Genomic DNA, 15280 nt, shown 5'->3' with positions numbered 1-15280 from the left:
GTGCGCGCGTCAGGCCGCACGTTTCTTCAGCAGATAGATATCCATGATCCAGCCGTGATCAGAACGGGCCTGCGCGCGGGTATCCAGAATGTCTTGCGCCACATCCGCCAATGGGCCTTTGATCAGAATCTCTTCTTTCATGCCCACATATGCCCCCCACCAGATGTCATAATCGGTCATCTTCAGGCTCTGGAACGAGCATTCGCCATCCAGCATTACGGCCACTTTCGACGCCGTTTCAGGCCATCCATCATCGCGGATGCGACGGCCTGTGGTCACGACATAGGGCGCACCCAGATCATTGATCGGGATCGCATGGGCTGCAGTCAACGCCTGTAACGCTGTGATTCCCGGCATAACCTGGACTCGCGGTTGCGGGTCCAGCCGCGCTGCAATTCTTAGCGAACTGTCATACAGCGACGGATCACCCCAGATCAGCAACGCCACCTTCTGCGCGTCCGGGTAGGCTGAAATCGCCTCGTGCCAGCGCAGGGCAATTGCGTCGTGCCATTCGTCGACGCCTTGGAGATAGCCGTCATCGGCCCGGCGTTTGGGAACGTCGAAATAGGCGATCCGTGCAGGTTTGTCGGTTACCTGCGTGATGATGTCTTCGCGCAAACCGGCCAGATCGGCTTTGTTCTCTCCTTTTCGCGGAATCAGGATCAGGTCCGCTGATCTGATCGCCTTCGCCCCCTGAAAGGTCAGGTGGTCGGGATTACCCGTGCCGATTCCGATCAGGATCAGTTCAAACATCTTCGAACTCTGCCAGCGGGCCATACAGGATCAGGGCCGGGGCGGTTCCAACCTCGGATCGCAGCTTGTCGGACAGGTCTCCGATTGTGGAGCGCTCCAAGGATTGCTCAGGAGTTGAAACAGATTCGGCCATCAATGCAGGCGTGTCCAAAGGCAAGCCATGCGCGCTCAGGGCTTCGACCAGCAAGGGAAAAGTGCGCTTGCCCATAAATACGACCGTTGTCGCGGTAGCGTCAGCCAGGGCGGGAAGGTTCAGATCGGTCGGCAATTTGCCACTTACGTCATGCCCGGTGACGAATTGAACACGACGTGCAGTCAGGCGTCGGGTCAGAGGAATACCAGCTGCAGCTGCCGCCGCGACAGCAGAGGGGATGCCGGGAATGATCTCATATTTGATGCCGGCTGCCTGCAACGCGACCAGTTCTTCCTCCAGTCGACCGAACAATCCTCCATCACCGGATTTCAGGCGTACCACCTGCTGACCGGTCTGCGCATACTCCACCAACAATCGGCTGACGTGATCCTGCTTTGGCGAAGGGCGACCGGCGCGTTTGCCAACACCAACCAGATCAGCATCGTCACGCGCATGGGTCAGGATCGGGCCGCTGCTGAGATCATCAAACAGCACCGCATCGGCCTTCTGCATCCGGTCTACGGCCTTGAGCGTTAGTAGCTCCGGATCACCCGGACCGGAGCCAATGAAAGAGACAAAACCGGTCATGCCGAGGCCTCTGCAATAAGATGGAAAAATGTGCCGGTGACATTGCCACGTCGCGATCCTGTCTGAGGGCCTTCGGCCCCCTCGGCATCGAAGACTCGCGCAAGAGGAGCGTCAGGTTGTTCGATGATCGAGGAATAGTGGAACTCATGTCCGCGCAAGGCGGTACCCTTGGCAAAGCCAGGCATCGACGCCAAAAGTTCAGCCCTACGATAGCCAAGGTTGAATTTGCGCTTTTGGTATGAGGTTTGCAGACCCAACAACCCCGCCATCTGATGTGGCGCGCCTTCCTTGTCGACCAGAACTTCCCCCAATGCCATATAGCCCCCGCATTCACCATGCACGGGCCGCGTTTCCGCGTGTTTGCGCAGCCCCGTCAAGAAAGTATCTGCTGCCGCCAATGTTCCTGCGTGCAGCTCGGGATAGCCCCCCGGTAGCCAGACCAGTTCAGCGTCTGCAGCTGGCGCTTCGTTTGCCAGTGGCGAAAAGGGCAGTATTTCTGCACCGGCGCTGCGCCACCCTTCCAGCAGATGCGGGTAGGTAAATGAAAACGCTGCATCACGGGCCAGTGCGATCCGCTGCGCGGGGGGGCGCGGCAGCGCGGCTGACGATGGCCCAGCAGGGCCTGAGGAGGCCGCCCGTTTGATCGCATCCAGATCGACATGTTCACGCAGGAATGCGGCATATCCGGCGATTGCCGTTTCCAGATCCGGATGCTCAACCGCCTGGATCAGGCCTAGATGTCTTTCGGGCAGGGTCAGGTCACCTCGGCGCGGAAGAACGCCCAGAACCGGCAATCCAGCCCGTTCCATGCCCAGCCGCGTCAGCCGCTCATGTCTTGGGCTGGCACAGCGGTTCAGGATCACCCCGGCAAAAGGTAGATCGGGGTTATACATCTGAAAGCCAAGCGCAGTCGCCGCCGCCGATTGCGCCTGTCCTCCGACATCCAGGACCAGAACGACCGGCCATCCCATGCGTAGCGCCGTTTCAGCGCTCGACCCATGCCCCAGCTCTCCGGGTTTGGCGACGCCATCAAACAAACCCATTGAGCCTTCGGCCACCACAATATCCGCGCCCGTGGCCTGCTTGGAGATCGCGCTTAGCAGCGGCTCCCCCATCGCCCAGCTATCCAGATTGAACGAGGCTCGGCCCGCTGCAGCCCGGTGAAAAGCCGGGTCGATATAGTCCGGTCCGCTTTTGAACGGTTGCACGGTCAAGCCGTCCTCGGCCAAAGCCCGGAGCAATCCCAGCATGACAGTGGTCTTGCCTGTACCCGACGACGGAGCGGAAATCAGTATTCCCGGTGGGTTAGTCATCACCATGGCTCCAGCTCGACCACGGACTGTCGGCGCTTTGAGGGCGATAGCGGCGGTCATATGTCTTGGAATACAGACAGCTTTCGTCAAACCCTTCACCTGCAAGCGCTGGACCAACCATGATCAGTGCGGTGCGCGAGATGCTGTTGTCCAGCGCCTCCTTCAACGTGGCAAGCGTTGCGCGGATGATCTTCTCATCCGGCCAACTAGCGCGGTAGACCACGGCGACCGGGCAGTCTGCCCCATAGGCAGGTGTCAGGTCGGCGATGACGTTATCCAGATTTCCGATCGAAAGGTGGATAGCCAAAGTCGCACCTGTTTTAGCGAAGTTTTTCAGTGTCTCGCCTTCCGGCATCGAAGACGCACGCCCGGGCGTGCGGGTCAAGACCACTGATTGCGCCAGACCGGGCAGTGTCAGCTCGGTCCCGAGTGCTGCAGCCGCAGCCGCAAACGAGGGTACACCGGGCGTGACGCTGACCGGGACACCCATCTCTTTCAGACGTCTGATTTGCTCACCCATCGCCGACCAGACCGAGAGGTCCCCGGAATGCAGCCGCGCCACGTCCTGTCCAGCGTTATGCGCTGCTTCGATTTCGGCCATGATCTGATCCAGATCCATGGGTGCGGTGTTTACGATCTTCGCGCCTTCGGGGCAGTGGCCTAGAATCTCCTCGGGTACCAATGAACCCGCATAGAGGCACACCGGGCAGGAGGCGATGATATCGCGCCCGCGCAGGGTCAGCAGGTCGGCGGCGCCCGGTCCGGCGCCGATGAAATGAACGGTCATGTCTGTCCTCCGATGGCGACGGCGCAGGTTGCAAGCCGGTCGTCCGAGATTTGTCTGGGTGAAATCAGCCGCGCGCCATGTCCGGCGGCGGCAAGAGCGGATGCTTCGGCCACGCTGCCGGTGCCATATGTGGCGCGACTGCGGGTTGAGCAAGTAAGTGTGCGTTGTTCGGCAAGATCATTTGCCGGAATGAAATGTACCGGCAGCTCAGTTGCTTCTGCAAGCGCGGCAAGTGCGGTGTGTCCGTCCTTGTCCGCAACAGTCGCAAGGGCATCGACAGTTTTTCCTGTCGAGGCAAGCTCGAAAGCGGCACGAAGACTGGCCAGCGTAGCAGAGGATGAGAAACCTAACCCCGCGACGATCATAACGTGAGGCTCCACTGCACCACGGGATATGCAGATTTCCATCCTCGCCGCGGACCAAGCGCAGCTGCCTGCGCAAGTTCGATACGCAGCAGGTCTCCGCCCAGCTTGTCGTGCCATTCAGCTAGCAGCGCTTCGCTTTCGAGTGTCACCGCATTGGCGATCAGCCGCGTGCCGGCCTGAAGATTAGCGTGTAGCCAGTTCAGCAGATCCGCACTCAGACCGCCACCGATGAACACCACATCGGGTCGGTCAAGATCAGCCAACGACTCTGGTGCAGAACCGTGCACAACGCACAACCGATCCTGCCCTAACGTATTGGCATTGCGGCGAATGCGTTCGGCCCGATCAGCACGCGGCTCGATAGTCGTTGCAGTTAGCGTCGGATCGCACATCAGCCATTCGATGCTGATCGAACCAGTGCCGCCGCCAATATCCCACAGGTGCTCACCCCGCTGAGGGGCAAGCGCCGACAGGGTTAGCGCGCGAATGGGGCGCTTGGTGATCTGGCCGTCGGTTTCAAAGATGTCATCGGGTTTTCCCGAGGCTTTGGGAAAAGCACGCCCAGTACCCGCGACATCAAGACCGACACAAACCGGATGTTCGAAGGTTCCAAGCAACGCCTCGGTCAGCGACACGCTGCGCGCGCGTTCACGGGGGCCACCGAGCGCTTCCATGACGTGCAGAGTGCAATCGGCAAAATCGGTTTCGCCCAGATAGGTCGCAAGCTCGGTTACGGCTTTGCCGTCGCGCAGCAAGAGAATCGCGCGCAGGCCGGGTGCCAAGTGAGGGCGAAGGCGCGTCAGAGGCGCGGCATGTAGCCCGAAGGTCAACGTGTTTTCAAGCGGCCAACCAAGCCGCGCAGCAGCAAGCGAAAAAGTCGACTGGCCGGGTAGGGCAATCCATTCGTTCTCGTCGAAATTACGCGCGATCACGGAACCGGCTCCGAACCAGAACGGATCACCCGAGGCCAAAACAACGGTCTGCCGACCTCGCAATCCGGTCAGAATCGGAAGACCATCGGCAAATGGGGCTGGCCATTCAATCCGTTCCGCCGCGCTGTCTGGGATCAACGACAGATGACGCGGCGGACCCATAACGACGTCGGCGCGGTCCAGCACTTGACGGCTTGCGGGGGACAGGCCATCCAGTCCATCTTCGCCCAAACCCAGAACGGTCAACCACGGAGTTTCAGACATGCCCAACCTCCTGATTCTTGGTGGCACGACCGAGGCGAATGCTCTGGCAAAATCGGTTGCCGATCAAGGCATTCCCGCTACATATTCCTACGCTGGACGTGTCGATAACCCGCGCTCGCAACCCGTGCCGATGCGCGTGGGCGGGTTTGGTGGTGCAGCGGGACTGGCGCGGTACATTCACGAGCACGGCGTCAGCCATGTTGTCGATGCGACTCATCCCTTTGCCGCGCAGATGAGCCGAAATGCGGTGGATGCCTGTGCGAGGGCTGCAACGCCCTTGGCCGCTCTGACCCGGCCTGCCTGGGTCGCGCAAGACGGAGATAACTGGCAGCACGTACCGGATATTGAAGCTGCGGTTGAAGCTTTGGCTGGTCCAGCCCGCCGCGTCTTCCTGGCAGTTGGCCGCATGCATCTTCATGACTTCGCAGCCCAACCTCAGCATCACTATCTTTTGCGGCTTGTAGACGATCCGGACGCATTGCCGCTTCCGAAAAGCGATGTGATCGTTTCGCGGGGCCCGTTTTCTGTTGAAGAGGACCGGGCCTTGATGGAACGTCACCATACGCAATTGATTGTGTCCAAGAATGCGGGTGGCACCGGCGCGCGGGCCAAACTGGATGCCGCAAGGGCGCTGGGCTTGCCGGTTCTGATGATAGACCGTCCGACCTTGCCGAAGCGGACCGAGTTGGCAAATGTCACGCAGGTCTTGGACTGGCTGGCGCATACTTAATCCTTGGCCAGCGTGAATCTCGGGGTGTAGACGATCGGGGCGCTGTTGCGCTCGACTATGCGGGTCAGGGACGAGCCGACGATGACGACGGTCTGCATGTCCGCCATATCTGCCGTGGCTTCTTCCAGAGTTGAAATCCGCAAAGCCTCATTCTCGCGGGATACAGCGCGTGCAAACAGGATCAGGCGTTCCGGCTCACATTCTTCCCGCAGGATTTCCAGCGTTTTTTCAAACCCTTCCGGTCGAGACTTCGAGCGAGGGTTATAGAACGCCATGGCGAAATCGCCCTGCGCGGCAAGTCGGAGGCGCTTTTCGATCAGTGGCCATGGCTTCAGGTTGTCGCTCAGGTTGATGGCGCAGAAATCATGCCCTAACGGTGCCCCAGCGCGGGCCGAAGCCGCCAGCATCGCAGTGATCCCCGGCAGCACGTCGATCTGTATGTCACGCCAGTCTTTCGGCCCGTTTTCAAGCGCTTCAAACACCGCAGCGGCCATTGCAAACACGCCGGGATCCCCTGACGAGACTACAACGACGCGCTTACCGTCGGCAGCCATTTGCAAAGCGTGCTGAGAGCGGTCGATCTCGACCCGGTTATCGCTGGCGTGCAGGGTCAACCCCTCTCGCTCGGCCACCCGAGCAACATAAGGGATGTAGCCAACCACGTCCGTCGCTTCTGCCAGAGCGGCAGTGACTTCGGGAGTGACCAGTGCTTCGTTTCCAGGCCCAAGGCCAGCGATCTTGACCCAACCGCTCATGGTCGGCGTCCCTGTCCATGAACCAGTATGATTGAGAAATAGGGCGTGATTCCTTCGCAATTATCAGACAGTTTGCAGACCCGTTGGTTCGGCATCTGAGCGTATTCGACGATCCACGCGCGGTCATACAGCCCGGCCTGTTTCAGCGCGCGTTTTACCTTGTCGAAGTTCCGCCCGATCTTCATGACAACCAGCGCGTCGGTCTGGGTCATGCGTTCAGTCAGCGTATCCTCGGGCAAGGTTCCAACAAGAACCGTGAGGACATCGTCGCCCCAAGTTATCGGGTCACCGGTTGCGGTCCAAGCGCCGGACATGCCGGTTATGGCAGGTACGACTTCGACTTCAGATATATCTCGTAGTCGATTGTAAAGGTGCATAAATGATCCATAGAAGAACGGATCGCCTTCGCACAGAACCACTACATCCTCACCATTTTCGGTAAGCGACTTCAGATGTGCGGCACAGTCTTCGTAAAACACCGAAAGGAGTTCATTATACCTTGGATCCGTCACCGGGATTTCGGTTGTTACCGGGTACTCCATTGGAAACTCGATGGCGTCGCCGGGGATCATTCCATTGACGATCTTGCGGGCCTGACCTGTGCGGCCAGGTTTGCGAAAAAACGCCACATGGCGGGCATTGCGCAGCAGGCGGTCCGCACGGACACTCATCAGGTCCGGATCGCCGGGGCCAAGGCCTACGCCGTATATCTTTCCCCCGCTCATTCGGTGCGGCTCGCGATGGCGTTGATTGCGGCTACGGTGATCGCACTGCCTCCCAAACGGCCTTTGACGATGCAGGAGGGTACGGGCTGCGCTTCCCACAAGGCATCCTTGGACTCGACCGCTCCCACGAAGCCCACCGGGCAGCCGATAATGGCAGCGGGGCGTGGGCAGTCGGGATCTTCCAACATGTTCAGCAGGTGGAAAAGCGCGGTAGGGGCGTTACCGATCGCGACCAGTGCTCCTTCCAGATGCGGACGCCACAGCTCTAGCGCGGCGGCAGAGCGCGTGTTGCTCATTTCGGCAGCCAGAGGGCGAACACGCTCGTCATGCAGGGTGCAGATCACTTCGTTGTCAGCGGGCAGGCGAAAGCGGGTGACGCCTTCGCTGACCATGCGGGCATCACACAGGATCGGCGCGCCATTTTCCAGCGCGGAACGCGCCGCCGAGACAAAACCGTCCGAGAAATGGACGAACTCTTCCAGCCCGACCATCCCTGCGGCGTGGATCATCCGAACGGCGACCTGTTCTTCATCGGCATCGAACCGGGCCAGATCAGCCTCGGATCGGATGGTGGCAAAGCTCTGCTTGTAGATCGCCGCGCCGTCGGTTTCGTATTCATAGGGCATCAGGTGAAGTCCATGGTCATGAGTGTTTCTTCGGTCAGGCCGCGTTGGCAGGGCTCATCCCCCGCACGGCCTTGTTTGACAAGGTCAAATCGTCCGGAATTGCCAACCAAAGTGACATCGGCCGGACCCATTCGGGCGCATCCCTTGGCGCAGCCCGATACATGCAGGCTGCCTGCAACGCGCGCGGCCAGGGCGCGCGCCACACCGCGGGTTTCGACCTGCGCCTGCGGGCAGTATGGCGCGCCGGGGCAGGCGTCGGTTGTTCTCAGCGGGTCGGTGCCATCTGTGACAAAGTCAAGGGCGGGTATCGCCGCCCCGCCTTCCAACAGGAACAGCCGCCATGGTGTGACCCGCAGGGCAGTGGGGTTGCTGTTTTCAATCAGTGAATGGAGTTGCCGCGCCGGTAGTTGCCCAAAGGCAGCGCCATAGAGTGTCCCCTGCGCGCAGGCTCCCGGTTGAAGAGGCACACCAATGGGGCCGGGCGCGCTGCCTTGCCACTCGTTGGGCAAACCATATGTGGCAACGGTCCGCGCCATGCGGCGGGTCTCGGTTGTGTGGGTTTGCGCAAACCACTTCGCCAACGCGATCACTTGGTCGATTGCTTGGGCTTCGCTCACCGCACGCCCGGTTTCGGCCCCGTCCGCGCGCAGGATCAGGCTGCCCGAACCGAGTTCAAGCCGGATATCCGCCGAGTCATCGGCCAATAAACGCTCGGAACCTGTGTCGATGGCAAAGCCGAACTTGGCAGGTAAATCCGGAAGCTCGGCCAGACGCTGGATCAATTCCTGTGTCAGCCGAGCGGTCAGATCACCGGCTTCATAGAGTGGCGAGACCAGAATGTTGCGGCGAATTTCGATTCCGGGTTCGGCGTCCAGCAGGTTCAGCGAGGAAAGCGCGGCCAACAAGGATTGATGGTCGGTTTCCTTTACTCCACGCAGCTGAAGGTTGGCGCGGTTGGTAAGGTCGATCGTGCCATTGCCGAACCGTTCCGCCAATTCGCACAGCCCTATCGCCTGTTGGGCATCCAGGCGCGCCAGCCGAGGGCGCACACGCACGACCAGCCCATCACCGGACATCATCGGGCGATGGGCACCGGGGCACCAGCCCTGCACGATGGGCGCACTCATCCCAACCCCTCCAGGTCGGCGCGGATCGAGTTCCGGCGGGTATGCCATAGCCCTGCCTCCAGCAGTGCCCGGAACCGATCCTGCATGGCCTGATGTGCTTGCGGGTTTGCCTGTTGCAGGAAGGCGTCGACCTCTTCATTGCCCAGCGTGGCGTCGTGGTACAGATCGAACAGATGCGGTGCGACTGTGCCGGACAGATGCGCGAAAGATGCCATATGATCCAGCGTCGCCGCGATTTCAGCGGCGCCCCGGAACCCGTGCCGCTGCATTCCGGCAATCCAGCCCGGGTTGGCGGCGCGGGCATAGACGACGCGGCTGATTTCCTCGGGTAGGGTGCGGGCGCGCGGGTTGTCCGGGTTGGTATTGTCCAGATGATAAAGCTGCGCAGTACCACCAGTGATTTTCTTGGCGGCAGCAAATCCGGCCTCGTGCGTTGCATAATCATTGGCCAGCAACAAGTCCGTCTCGGTCAGGTCCTGTAGGTGCACAAAACTGTCGGCGTTGGCGACGCGTTGCGAGATACCGTCCTTATCTTGCGCTATATGCTCGCCTTCCAAAGCGAAGGAACTGGCATCAAGCCAAGCCTCACCCGCTTGCACGCGTGCCTCATCCGTATAGGTTTCGGACAGATGAGTCATGTTCAGACCATAGCTGCCGGGGGCTGGCCCATAGACCCGCGCCGCAGGCTCCTGACCGGCGTAAGGATTCCAGTCGGGTGCTTCATCTCGTTTGGTCAATGCGCGGACAGCCTGACCGTACAGCGCTGAAAGCGTCGGGAACACGTCCCGGAACAGGCCAGAGACGCGCAGTGTTACGTCCAGACGCGGGCGGCTGAGATCGGTGATCGGCAAAACTTCGATGCCCGAGACCCGCTCAGACCCTTTATCCCAAACCGGCTTCACTCCCAGCAGGTATAGCGCCATGGCGAATTCCTCGCCCGCTGTGCGCATAGTGGCCGAACCCCAAAGATCGACGATCAAGCCCTTGGGGTAGTCGCCTTCTTCCTGCAGATGCCGCCGAACCAGCTCTTCGGCGAGCTTGACGCCTTGTGTGTAGGCCGCGCGCGTGGGAACCGAGCGTGGGTCGGTCGTATATAGATTCCGCCCGGTCGGCAAAACATCCGTACGCCCGCGATAGGGGGATCCGGACGGCCCGGCCTCGATTCGTTTGCCCGCTAAAGCGTCAATCAGGGCAGAGCGTTCAGCTTGGGCTGAGGGGGCAGCGTCGAAATTGCCCGTCTCATCGGGGACGCGCCCAAAGATATGCAGCCCATCACCGAATTGGCTTTCCTTGATGTCGCAGACAAATCGGTCAATGCGCGTGATCGCCTCGGCGGTACAGGTGGCCTGATCGAGGCCAAGATCGCTTTCCAGCCCGATCGCCTGCGCCTCGTCCCGGATATCTTCCTGCAGGCGATCGCGGCGTTTGGGGTCTAGCCCGTCCGCGTTCGAGAACTCGTCCAACAGCGATTCCAGCCGCACCATGCGATCTGGTGTGCCGCTTTCCTTCATCGGGGGTGGGATATGGCCCAACGTAACCGCCCCGATCCGACGCTTGGCCTGCGCGGCCTCGCCGGGGTCGTTGACTATGAAGGGGTAGATCACCGGCAGATCGCCGATTAACGCCTCGGGCCAACATTCGTTGCACAAGGCGACTGATTTTCCCGGCAACCATTCCAGCGTGCCATGCGCGCCGATATGGATCAGCGCATCCGCGCCCAATCCTTTGCGCAGCCACAAGTAAAAGGCGACGTAGGCGTGGCGCGGTGTGCGCGACAGATGGTGATAGTCGTCATCGCGCAGTTCGGGTGTGCCGCGCTCGGGCTGCAGCGCGATCAGAGCCTTTCCGCGACGCAGCGCAGTGAAGTGGAATGCGCCGTTTGTGAAAGCAGGGTCGTCTTCGGGAGTGCCCCAAACCTTATTGAGATCGGCGCGGAGTGTTTCCGGTAGCGCCGCCAGCGCCGCCTGATAATCCTCTAGCGGCCATGAAATCCGGGCATCAAGAAGAGTTTCAGCAATTGGCTCGGCAGGCGCGGTGTCATACCCGTCGCCTTGCAGGTCGAGCAACATTGCCTCGGCCGAGGCCAGCGCATCCAGACCCACTGCATGTGCCATCTGCCAGTCTTTGCCGGGATAGGTCGATAGTACCAGCGCCGGAACCTGCTCCGCTCTGGGTTTGTCGTGAAGGTTCAGCCAGCCGGAGATGCGGTTGATGATGGCTTCGATCCGTTCGGGTTCAGCCCGATGAGCGAAGCGAGAATATTCGAGATGCGGGTCGCGTTTGCCCGGCTCTTTGAAGGATACGATGCCCGCGTTGATCCGCCCGTCCACTTCCGGAAGGACCACATGCATGGCAAGATCAGCTGGTGAAAGGCCACGTTCCGCTTCGGCCCACGCTTTGCGGCGTGAGGTGGCCAGCGCCACCTGAAAGACCGGCACCTCTGCCACATCGAGAGGTGAGGTGCCTGATGCGCCCTTGCCTGAGAATGAGGTGGCGTTGACGATCGCCGAAGGCTTCAGCGCCACAATAGTCTCGCGCAGCCAATCGGCGGCATTTGGTGCTTTGAGCGACGGGGCAAACAGGCCGACGGCCTCAAAACCTCGCGCGCGCAAGCTGCGGATCAGCGCTGCGATTGGGGCTGTGTCCGCCGAGGTCAGATAAGCACGATAGAAGGTTACGATGATACGTTTCGCATCACCGGGCAGAGCGTTTTCTGCAGGGATCACACCGCGATCCGGGCACCAGGCGCCGCATTCGGGGATGGTCTTCGCGCCCATGACCGGACCTGCATACAACCCCGCAGCCAGTGCCATCTGCGCCAGAGCGGCCTGCGCCGCGACCTCACCGCCGGTGTCGCACAGATGCGCCAGCCGCCGCAGGGTCGAGACAGGCAGGGTAGAGTAATCATCCAGCCGCGTATCCTCGCGACCGTCTGCGGGCAGCACGGCCAGTGCAATCCCTTTGGCCTGCGCCAGCGCCAGAACCTGCTGCAAGCCGTAGGCCCAATAGGGCACTCCACCGATCAGACGGATCAGGATGCCCTTTGCGCCCTCCAGTGTCTGCTCGACATATGTGTCGACTGAGAGGGGATGCTTCAGCGCCGTCAGATTGGCCAGCCGCATCGTTGGCATGCGTCCTTCAGGCCCACCTCCACGATGCCATCCCGCCGCGAAAGCGCCAAGGTCACTGTCGGAAAAGGACAGCACCACCAAATCCGCCGGGCTCTGACCCAGATCGGTCGGGGTCTCGGTTTCTTCGAGCCCATGGCTTTCGCGGAAGACGACGTGCATAGGTCTTACTCGGCAGCCTCGGTTACACCCACGAGGATATCGCGGATCTCGGCCACTTTGATATCGTCATGCTCGGCAATGACCACAAGGCGCGAGCGACGGTCTTCGCCGGGCTCCCACGGGCGGTCATATTGGTGACGCACGCGCGCACCGACGGCCTGAACCAGTAGGCGCATGGGCTTGCCCTGAACGGCGGCATAGCCTTTGACGCGCAGGATATTCAACTCGTTGGCCAATCGTTCAATCTTGGCGACCAGATCAATCGGATCGGTTTGCTCGGGCAGTTCAACGATGATGCTTTCGAAATCGTCATGCTCGTGATCGTGATGGCCGTCGTGATGGCTGGGACGCGCGTCCATGTCATCCTCGGCCGCGGCTTCTAGACCCAGCACGACGCGGACGTCCACGGCACCCTCGGCCACTTCGACTACGGGCAGGGGGCGGGGCGCTTCGGCGGCGATGATCTCTTTCGTTTTCGCAACGCCTTCCGGGCCAGCCAGATCGGGCTTGGTCAGCAGAATGATGTCGGCGCAGGAAATCTGATCCTCGAACACCTCGGACAAGGGAGTTTCATGATCAATCGAGTCATCTGCCATGCGTTGCGCATCCACCGCCTCGACATTCGGAGCGAACCGACCAGCGGCCACGGCCTCGGCATCGGCCAGAGCAATCACGCCATCGACGGTGATTTTCGAGCGGATATCGGGCCAGTCGAACGCCTTCAGCAGCGGTTTTGGCAGGGCAAGACCGGAGGTTTCGATCAGGATGTGATCGGGGCGCGGCTCTAGTGCCATCAGGGCTTCAATGGTCGGGATGAAATCATCGGCCACGGTGCAGCAGATGCAACCATTGGCCAGTTCCATGATGTTTTCCGCCGGGCAATCAGGAATGGCGCAGGACTTCAGGATATCGCCATCGACGCCGACATCGCCGAATTCGTTGACGACCACCGCCAGACGCTTGCCCTGCGGGTTCTGCATCAGATGGCGCACCAGTGTGGTTTTGCCCGAGCCCAAAAAGCCGGTGATCACAGTGACGGGGAGTTTCTCGAGATTGCTCATTTCAGGGCTCCAATCGGGGGAATGCGGGCCGCACAGTTTTTGCGGAAATGTTCGGGACGTTCGCGCCATTTGACCAAACCGTCCTCGGTGGCGAGGTATTTGGCTGCGCCTTCGACGATGGTTTCGACATGGTCGATCTCGTTCAGATGCTCATACACGAAAGTCCAGCGATCCGGTCCTCCGCGTAGCACGATCGAGCAGCCTTCATCGCAATTCGACAGGCATTCCACAGCTTTCAAGGTAATGCCTTCGGGCAGGCCCGCCTGTTCAAGCGCCTTGTGCAGCAACGTGCCGGGGCGCTGGGCGTCATCCTCGACAGGCAGCCCGCGACGGCAGGTAGTGCAAACCAGCAGTTCGACCGGTGCGGTCTCGGTCATGTCTCTCATCCCCCCAAATCCTCTTCGTGGGGGACGGGGTTTCATGCGGGCCGATCACAGCCCCACACCGGAACACCCCGTCCGGTTTCATCTTCGGGCGTTGGCAGGTCTCCCGGCTTGCGGATGTCAGAGGAGGCCTCTGTCGGATGTCCCGCCTTCCCGGCCATACTGCCAGTGGCTTTGGGCACCCTCTCCGGTCACGGTCGCGGGGGCGGCTGCGTTTGACGGCAAAAACCGCTGACGCATTCCCTTTTCATCTGCTCTCGCAGACACCAACGAAAGGGACATGCGGCAGGGCAGGGTTGCTTGTCAAGCGAGTCGCGCCGATCCGTGAAAAAGCGGATAAAAAGCGACCTGTCGGGGTCGCTGGGCGGCATGATACTTCTGCAACGACGTGCTGGCATGGCAGCAAGATGCGAACAGGAGGATACCGCGCATGAAAGTAGGGTTTATCGGGCTGGGGAATGTAGGGGGCAAGCTATCTGGATCGCTGCTACGAAACGGTATCGATCTGACGGTTCATGACCTGAACCCGGATCTGGTGACCGAATTCGTCGCCAAGGGTGCCAAAGCCGCCAAAAGCCCGGCGCAACTGATGCGCGATTGCGATGCTGTTATAACCTGTTTGCCTTCTCCTGCGGCCTCGGATGCGGTGATGCAGGAAATGTTGCCAGAGGTCGGCCCTGGCAAAATCTGGATGGAAATGTCGACCACCGACGAAGCCGAAGTCAAACGCCTTGGCGCAATGGTCATCGAACGAGGCGGCGCAGCGGTGGATTGCCCGGTTTCGGGCGGATGTCACCGGGCAGCGACGGGTAATATCTCGATCTTCGCAGGCTGTGATCGTGAGACTTTTGAACGTATCCTGCCATTCCTGACCACCATGGGGCGGCGCATTTTGCACACGGGCGATCTGGGCTCGGCCTCTGTTCTGAAGGTGTTGACCAATTATCTGGCGACCGCCAACCTGATCACCTGCGCCGAGGCATTGGTGACAGCCAAGGCCGCCGGCATGGACCTTGGAACCACCTATGAGGCGATCAAGATATCGTCAGGCACATCCTTCGTGCACGAGACCGAAAGTCAGGTCATCCTGAACGGCTCGCGCGATATTTCCTTCACCATGGACCTGGTGAAAAAAGATATCGGTCTGTTTCAGGAGGTCGCCGACCGTGCCGGAGTTCCCCTTGAGATAAACCCATTGATGATCAAGATTTTCGAAGATGGCATCGCGCGATATGGTGAGCGTGAACTGTCCCCGAACATCATCAGGCGGCTAGAGGACGCGACCGGACTGGAGATCCAGGCGCCAGGGTTTCCAACCGAGATGCTGGACGACGAGCCAGAAGAACCGGGTTACGAGGTGATCCCGCAGAGTCGGTAGATCGATTAATCGGCAAGCATTGCGGCTGTCTGGCGACCTGGTTGGACAAAATTCTGGTGCTATTCTAAAT

Annotated in this window: 15 protein-coding genes and 1 riboswitch; of the genes, 2 read left to right on the top strand and 13 right to left on the bottom strand. The window is 60.4% G+C overall.

All coding sequences use genetic code 11. The features are described from left to right. Nucleotides 1-9: 9 nt before the first annotated feature. Genes cobF through cbiE form a run of 6 tightly spaced genes read right to left on the bottom strand, consistent with a single transcriptional unit; the run spans nt 10 to nt 5135 of the window. Entirely contained in the window at nt 10-753 is a 744-nt protein-coding gene (cobF, locus tag ACR0NM_RS10945; RefSeq protein WP_480614673.1) for a precorrin-6A synthase (deacetylating), read from the bottom strand. Then, entirely contained in the window at nt 746-1474 is a 729-nt protein-coding gene (gene cobA, locus ACR0NM_RS10940; protein ID WP_170512197.1) for a uroporphyrinogen-III C-methyltransferase, read from the bottom strand. The genes cobF and cobA overlap by 8 nt, the downstream gene beginning before the upstream one ends. Beyond that, nucleotides 1471-2793, bottom strand: a complete 1323-nt coding sequence (locus ACR0NM_RS10935) for a cobyrinic acid a,c-diamide synthase CobB (protein WP_480614670.1) — start codon at nt 2791-2793, stop codon at nt 1471-1473. Before ACR0NM_RS10935 ends, cobA begins: the two co-directional genes overlap by 4 nt. After that, on the bottom strand, nt 2780-3574 hold the full coding sequence (gene cobM, locus ACR0NM_RS10930) for a precorrin-4 C(11)-methyltransferase (protein WP_170735399.1): 795 nt from the start codon (nt 3572-3574) through the stop codon (nt 2780-2782). Before cobM ends, ACR0NM_RS10935 begins: the two co-directional genes overlap by 14 nt. After that, on the bottom strand, nt 3571-3939 hold the full coding sequence (locus tag ACR0NM_RS10925; protein WP_170391855.1) for a cobalamin biosynthesis protein: 369 nt from the start codon (nt 3937-3939) through the stop codon (nt 3571-3573). The genes cobM and ACR0NM_RS10925 overlap by 4 nt, the downstream gene beginning before the upstream one ends. Continuing rightward, the gene (cbiE, locus tag ACR0NM_RS10920) at nt 3936-5135 is read right to left on the bottom strand and encodes a precorrin-6y C5,15-methyltransferase (decarboxylating) subunit CbiE (RefSeq protein WP_480614667.1); all 1200 of its coding nucleotides are present in this window, start codon (nt 5133-5135) and stop codon (nt 3936-3938) included. Before cbiE ends, ACR0NM_RS10925 begins: the two co-directional genes overlap by 4 nt. On the opposite strand from cbiE, the gene ACR0NM_RS10915 reads away from it, so the two are divergent. After that, nucleotides 5134-5865, top strand: coding sequence for a cobalt-precorrin-6A reductase (locus ACR0NM_RS10915; RefSeq protein WP_170401244.1), 732 nt, complete (start codon nt 5134-5136; stop codon nt 5863-5865). The genes cbiE and ACR0NM_RS10915 overlap by 2 nt on opposite strands. Here ACR0NM_RS10915 and cobJ read toward each other — a convergent pair. The 7 genes from cobJ to ACR0NM_RS10880 are packed head-to-tail and all read right to left on the bottom strand — an operon-like array spanning nt 5862 to nt 13826. Then, a complete protein-coding gene (gene cobJ, locus ACR0NM_RS10910) occupies nt 5862-6620 on the bottom strand; it encodes a precorrin-3B C(17)-methyltransferase (RefSeq protein WP_170401242.1) in 759 nt (252 codons plus the stop codon). The genes ACR0NM_RS10915 and cobJ overlap by 4 nt on opposite strands. Then, on the bottom strand, nt 6617-7345 hold the full coding sequence (locus tag ACR0NM_RS10905) for a precorrin-2 C(20)-methyltransferase (protein WP_170401239.1): 729 nt from the start codon (nt 7343-7345) through the stop codon (nt 6617-6619). The genes cobJ and ACR0NM_RS10905 overlap by 4 nt, the downstream gene beginning before the upstream one ends. Next, the gene (locus ACR0NM_RS10900; RefSeq protein ID WP_170391845.1) at nt 7342-7971 is read right to left on the bottom strand and encodes a precorrin-8X methylmutase; all 630 of its coding nucleotides are present in this window, start codon (nt 7969-7971) and stop codon (nt 7342-7344) included. Before ACR0NM_RS10900 ends, ACR0NM_RS10905 begins: the two co-directional genes overlap by 4 nt. After that, nucleotides 7971-9098, bottom strand: a complete 1128-nt coding sequence (gene cobG / locus ACR0NM_RS10895) for a precorrin-3B synthase (protein WP_480614664.1) — start codon at nt 9096-9098, stop codon at nt 7971-7973. The genes ACR0NM_RS10900 and cobG overlap by 1 nt, the downstream gene beginning before the upstream one ends. Beyond that, on the bottom strand, nt 9095-12388 hold the full coding sequence (gene cobN, locus ACR0NM_RS10890) for a cobaltochelatase subunit CobN (protein ID WP_480614662.1): 3294 nt from the start codon (nt 12386-12388) through the stop codon (nt 9095-9097). Before cobN ends, cobG begins: the two co-directional genes overlap by 4 nt. A gap of 5 nt (nt 12389-12393) precedes the next feature. Next, a complete protein-coding gene (gene cobW, locus ACR0NM_RS10885; protein ID WP_480614659.1) occupies nt 12394-13449 on the bottom strand; it encodes a cobalamin biosynthesis protein CobW in 1056 nt (351 codons plus the stop codon). After that, nucleotides 13446-13826, bottom strand: a complete 381-nt coding sequence (locus ACR0NM_RS10880; RefSeq protein ID WP_170391837.1) for a DUF1636 family protein — start codon at nt 13824-13826, stop codon at nt 13446-13448. The genes cobW and ACR0NM_RS10880 overlap by 4 nt, the downstream gene beginning before the upstream one ends. Nucleotides 13827-13911: 85 nt before the next feature. Continuing rightward, nucleotides 13912-14118, bottom strand: a riboswitch (cobalamin riboswitch). 105 nt (nt 14119-14223) lie between these two features. On the opposite strand from ACR0NM_RS10880, the gene ACR0NM_RS10875 reads away from it, so the two are divergent. Next, entirely contained in the window at nt 14224-15210 is a 987-nt protein-coding gene (locus tag ACR0NM_RS10875; RefSeq protein WP_480615119.1) for an NAD(P)-dependent oxidoreductase, read from the top strand. The last annotated feature ends 70 nt before the right edge of the window (nt 15211-15280 follow it).

This window comes from Ruegeria sp. AF2, assembly GCF_056542025.1.
This window is presented reverse-complemented; position numbering and strand designations above follow the sequence as displayed.

Coding starts and splice junctions, on each gene's coding strand:
- cobF (WP_480614673.1), bottom strand. CDS start 753: ATGTTTGAACTGATCCTGATCGGAATCGGCACGGGTAATCCCGACCAC.
- cobA (WP_170512197.1), bottom strand. CDS start 1,474: ATGACCGGTTTTGTCTCTTTCATTGGCTCCGGTCCGGGTGATCCGGAG.
- ACR0NM_RS10935 (WP_480614670.1), bottom strand. CDS start 2,793: ATGGTGATGACTAACCCACCGGGAATACTGATTTCCGCTCCGTCGTCG.
- cobM (WP_170735399.1), bottom strand. CDS start 3,574: ATGACCGTTCATTTCATCGGCGCCGGACCGGGCGCCGCCGACCTGCTG.
- ACR0NM_RS10925 (WP_170391855.1), bottom strand. CDS start 3,939: ATGATCGTCGCGGGGTTAGGTTTCTCATCCTCTGCTACGCTGGCCAGT.
- ACR0NM_RS10915 (WP_170401244.1), top strand. CDS start 5,134: ATGCCCAACCTCCTGATTCTTGGTGGCACGACCGAGGCGAATGCTCTG.
- cbiE (WP_480614667.1), bottom strand. CDS start 5,135: ATGTCTGAAACTCCGTGGTTGACCGTTCTGGGTTTGGGCGAAGATGGA.
- cobJ (WP_170401242.1), bottom strand. CDS start 6,620: ATGAGCGGTTGGGTCAAGATCGCTGGCCTTGGGCCTGGAAACGAAGCA.
- ACR0NM_RS10905 (WP_170401239.1), bottom strand. CDS start 7,345: ATGAGCGGGGGAAAGATATACGGCGTAGGCCTTGGCCCCGGCGATCCG.
- ACR0NM_RS10900 (WP_170391845.1), bottom strand. CDS start 7,971: ATGCCCTATGAATACGAAACCGACGGCGCGGCGATCTACAAGCAGAGC.
- cobG (WP_480614664.1), bottom strand. CDS start 9,098: ATGAGTGCGCCCATCGTGCAGGGCTGGTGCCCCGGTGCCCATCGCCCG.
- cobN (WP_480614662.1), bottom strand. CDS start 12,388: ATGCACGTCGTCTTCCGCGAAAGCCATGGGCTCGAAGAAACCGAGACC.
- cobW (WP_480614659.1), bottom strand. CDS start 13,449: ATGAGCAATCTCGAGAAACTCCCCGTCACTGTGATCACCGGCTTTTTG.
- ACR0NM_RS10880 (WP_170391837.1), bottom strand. CDS start 13,826: ATGACCGAGACCGCACCGGTCGAACTGCTGGTTTGCACTACCTGCCGT.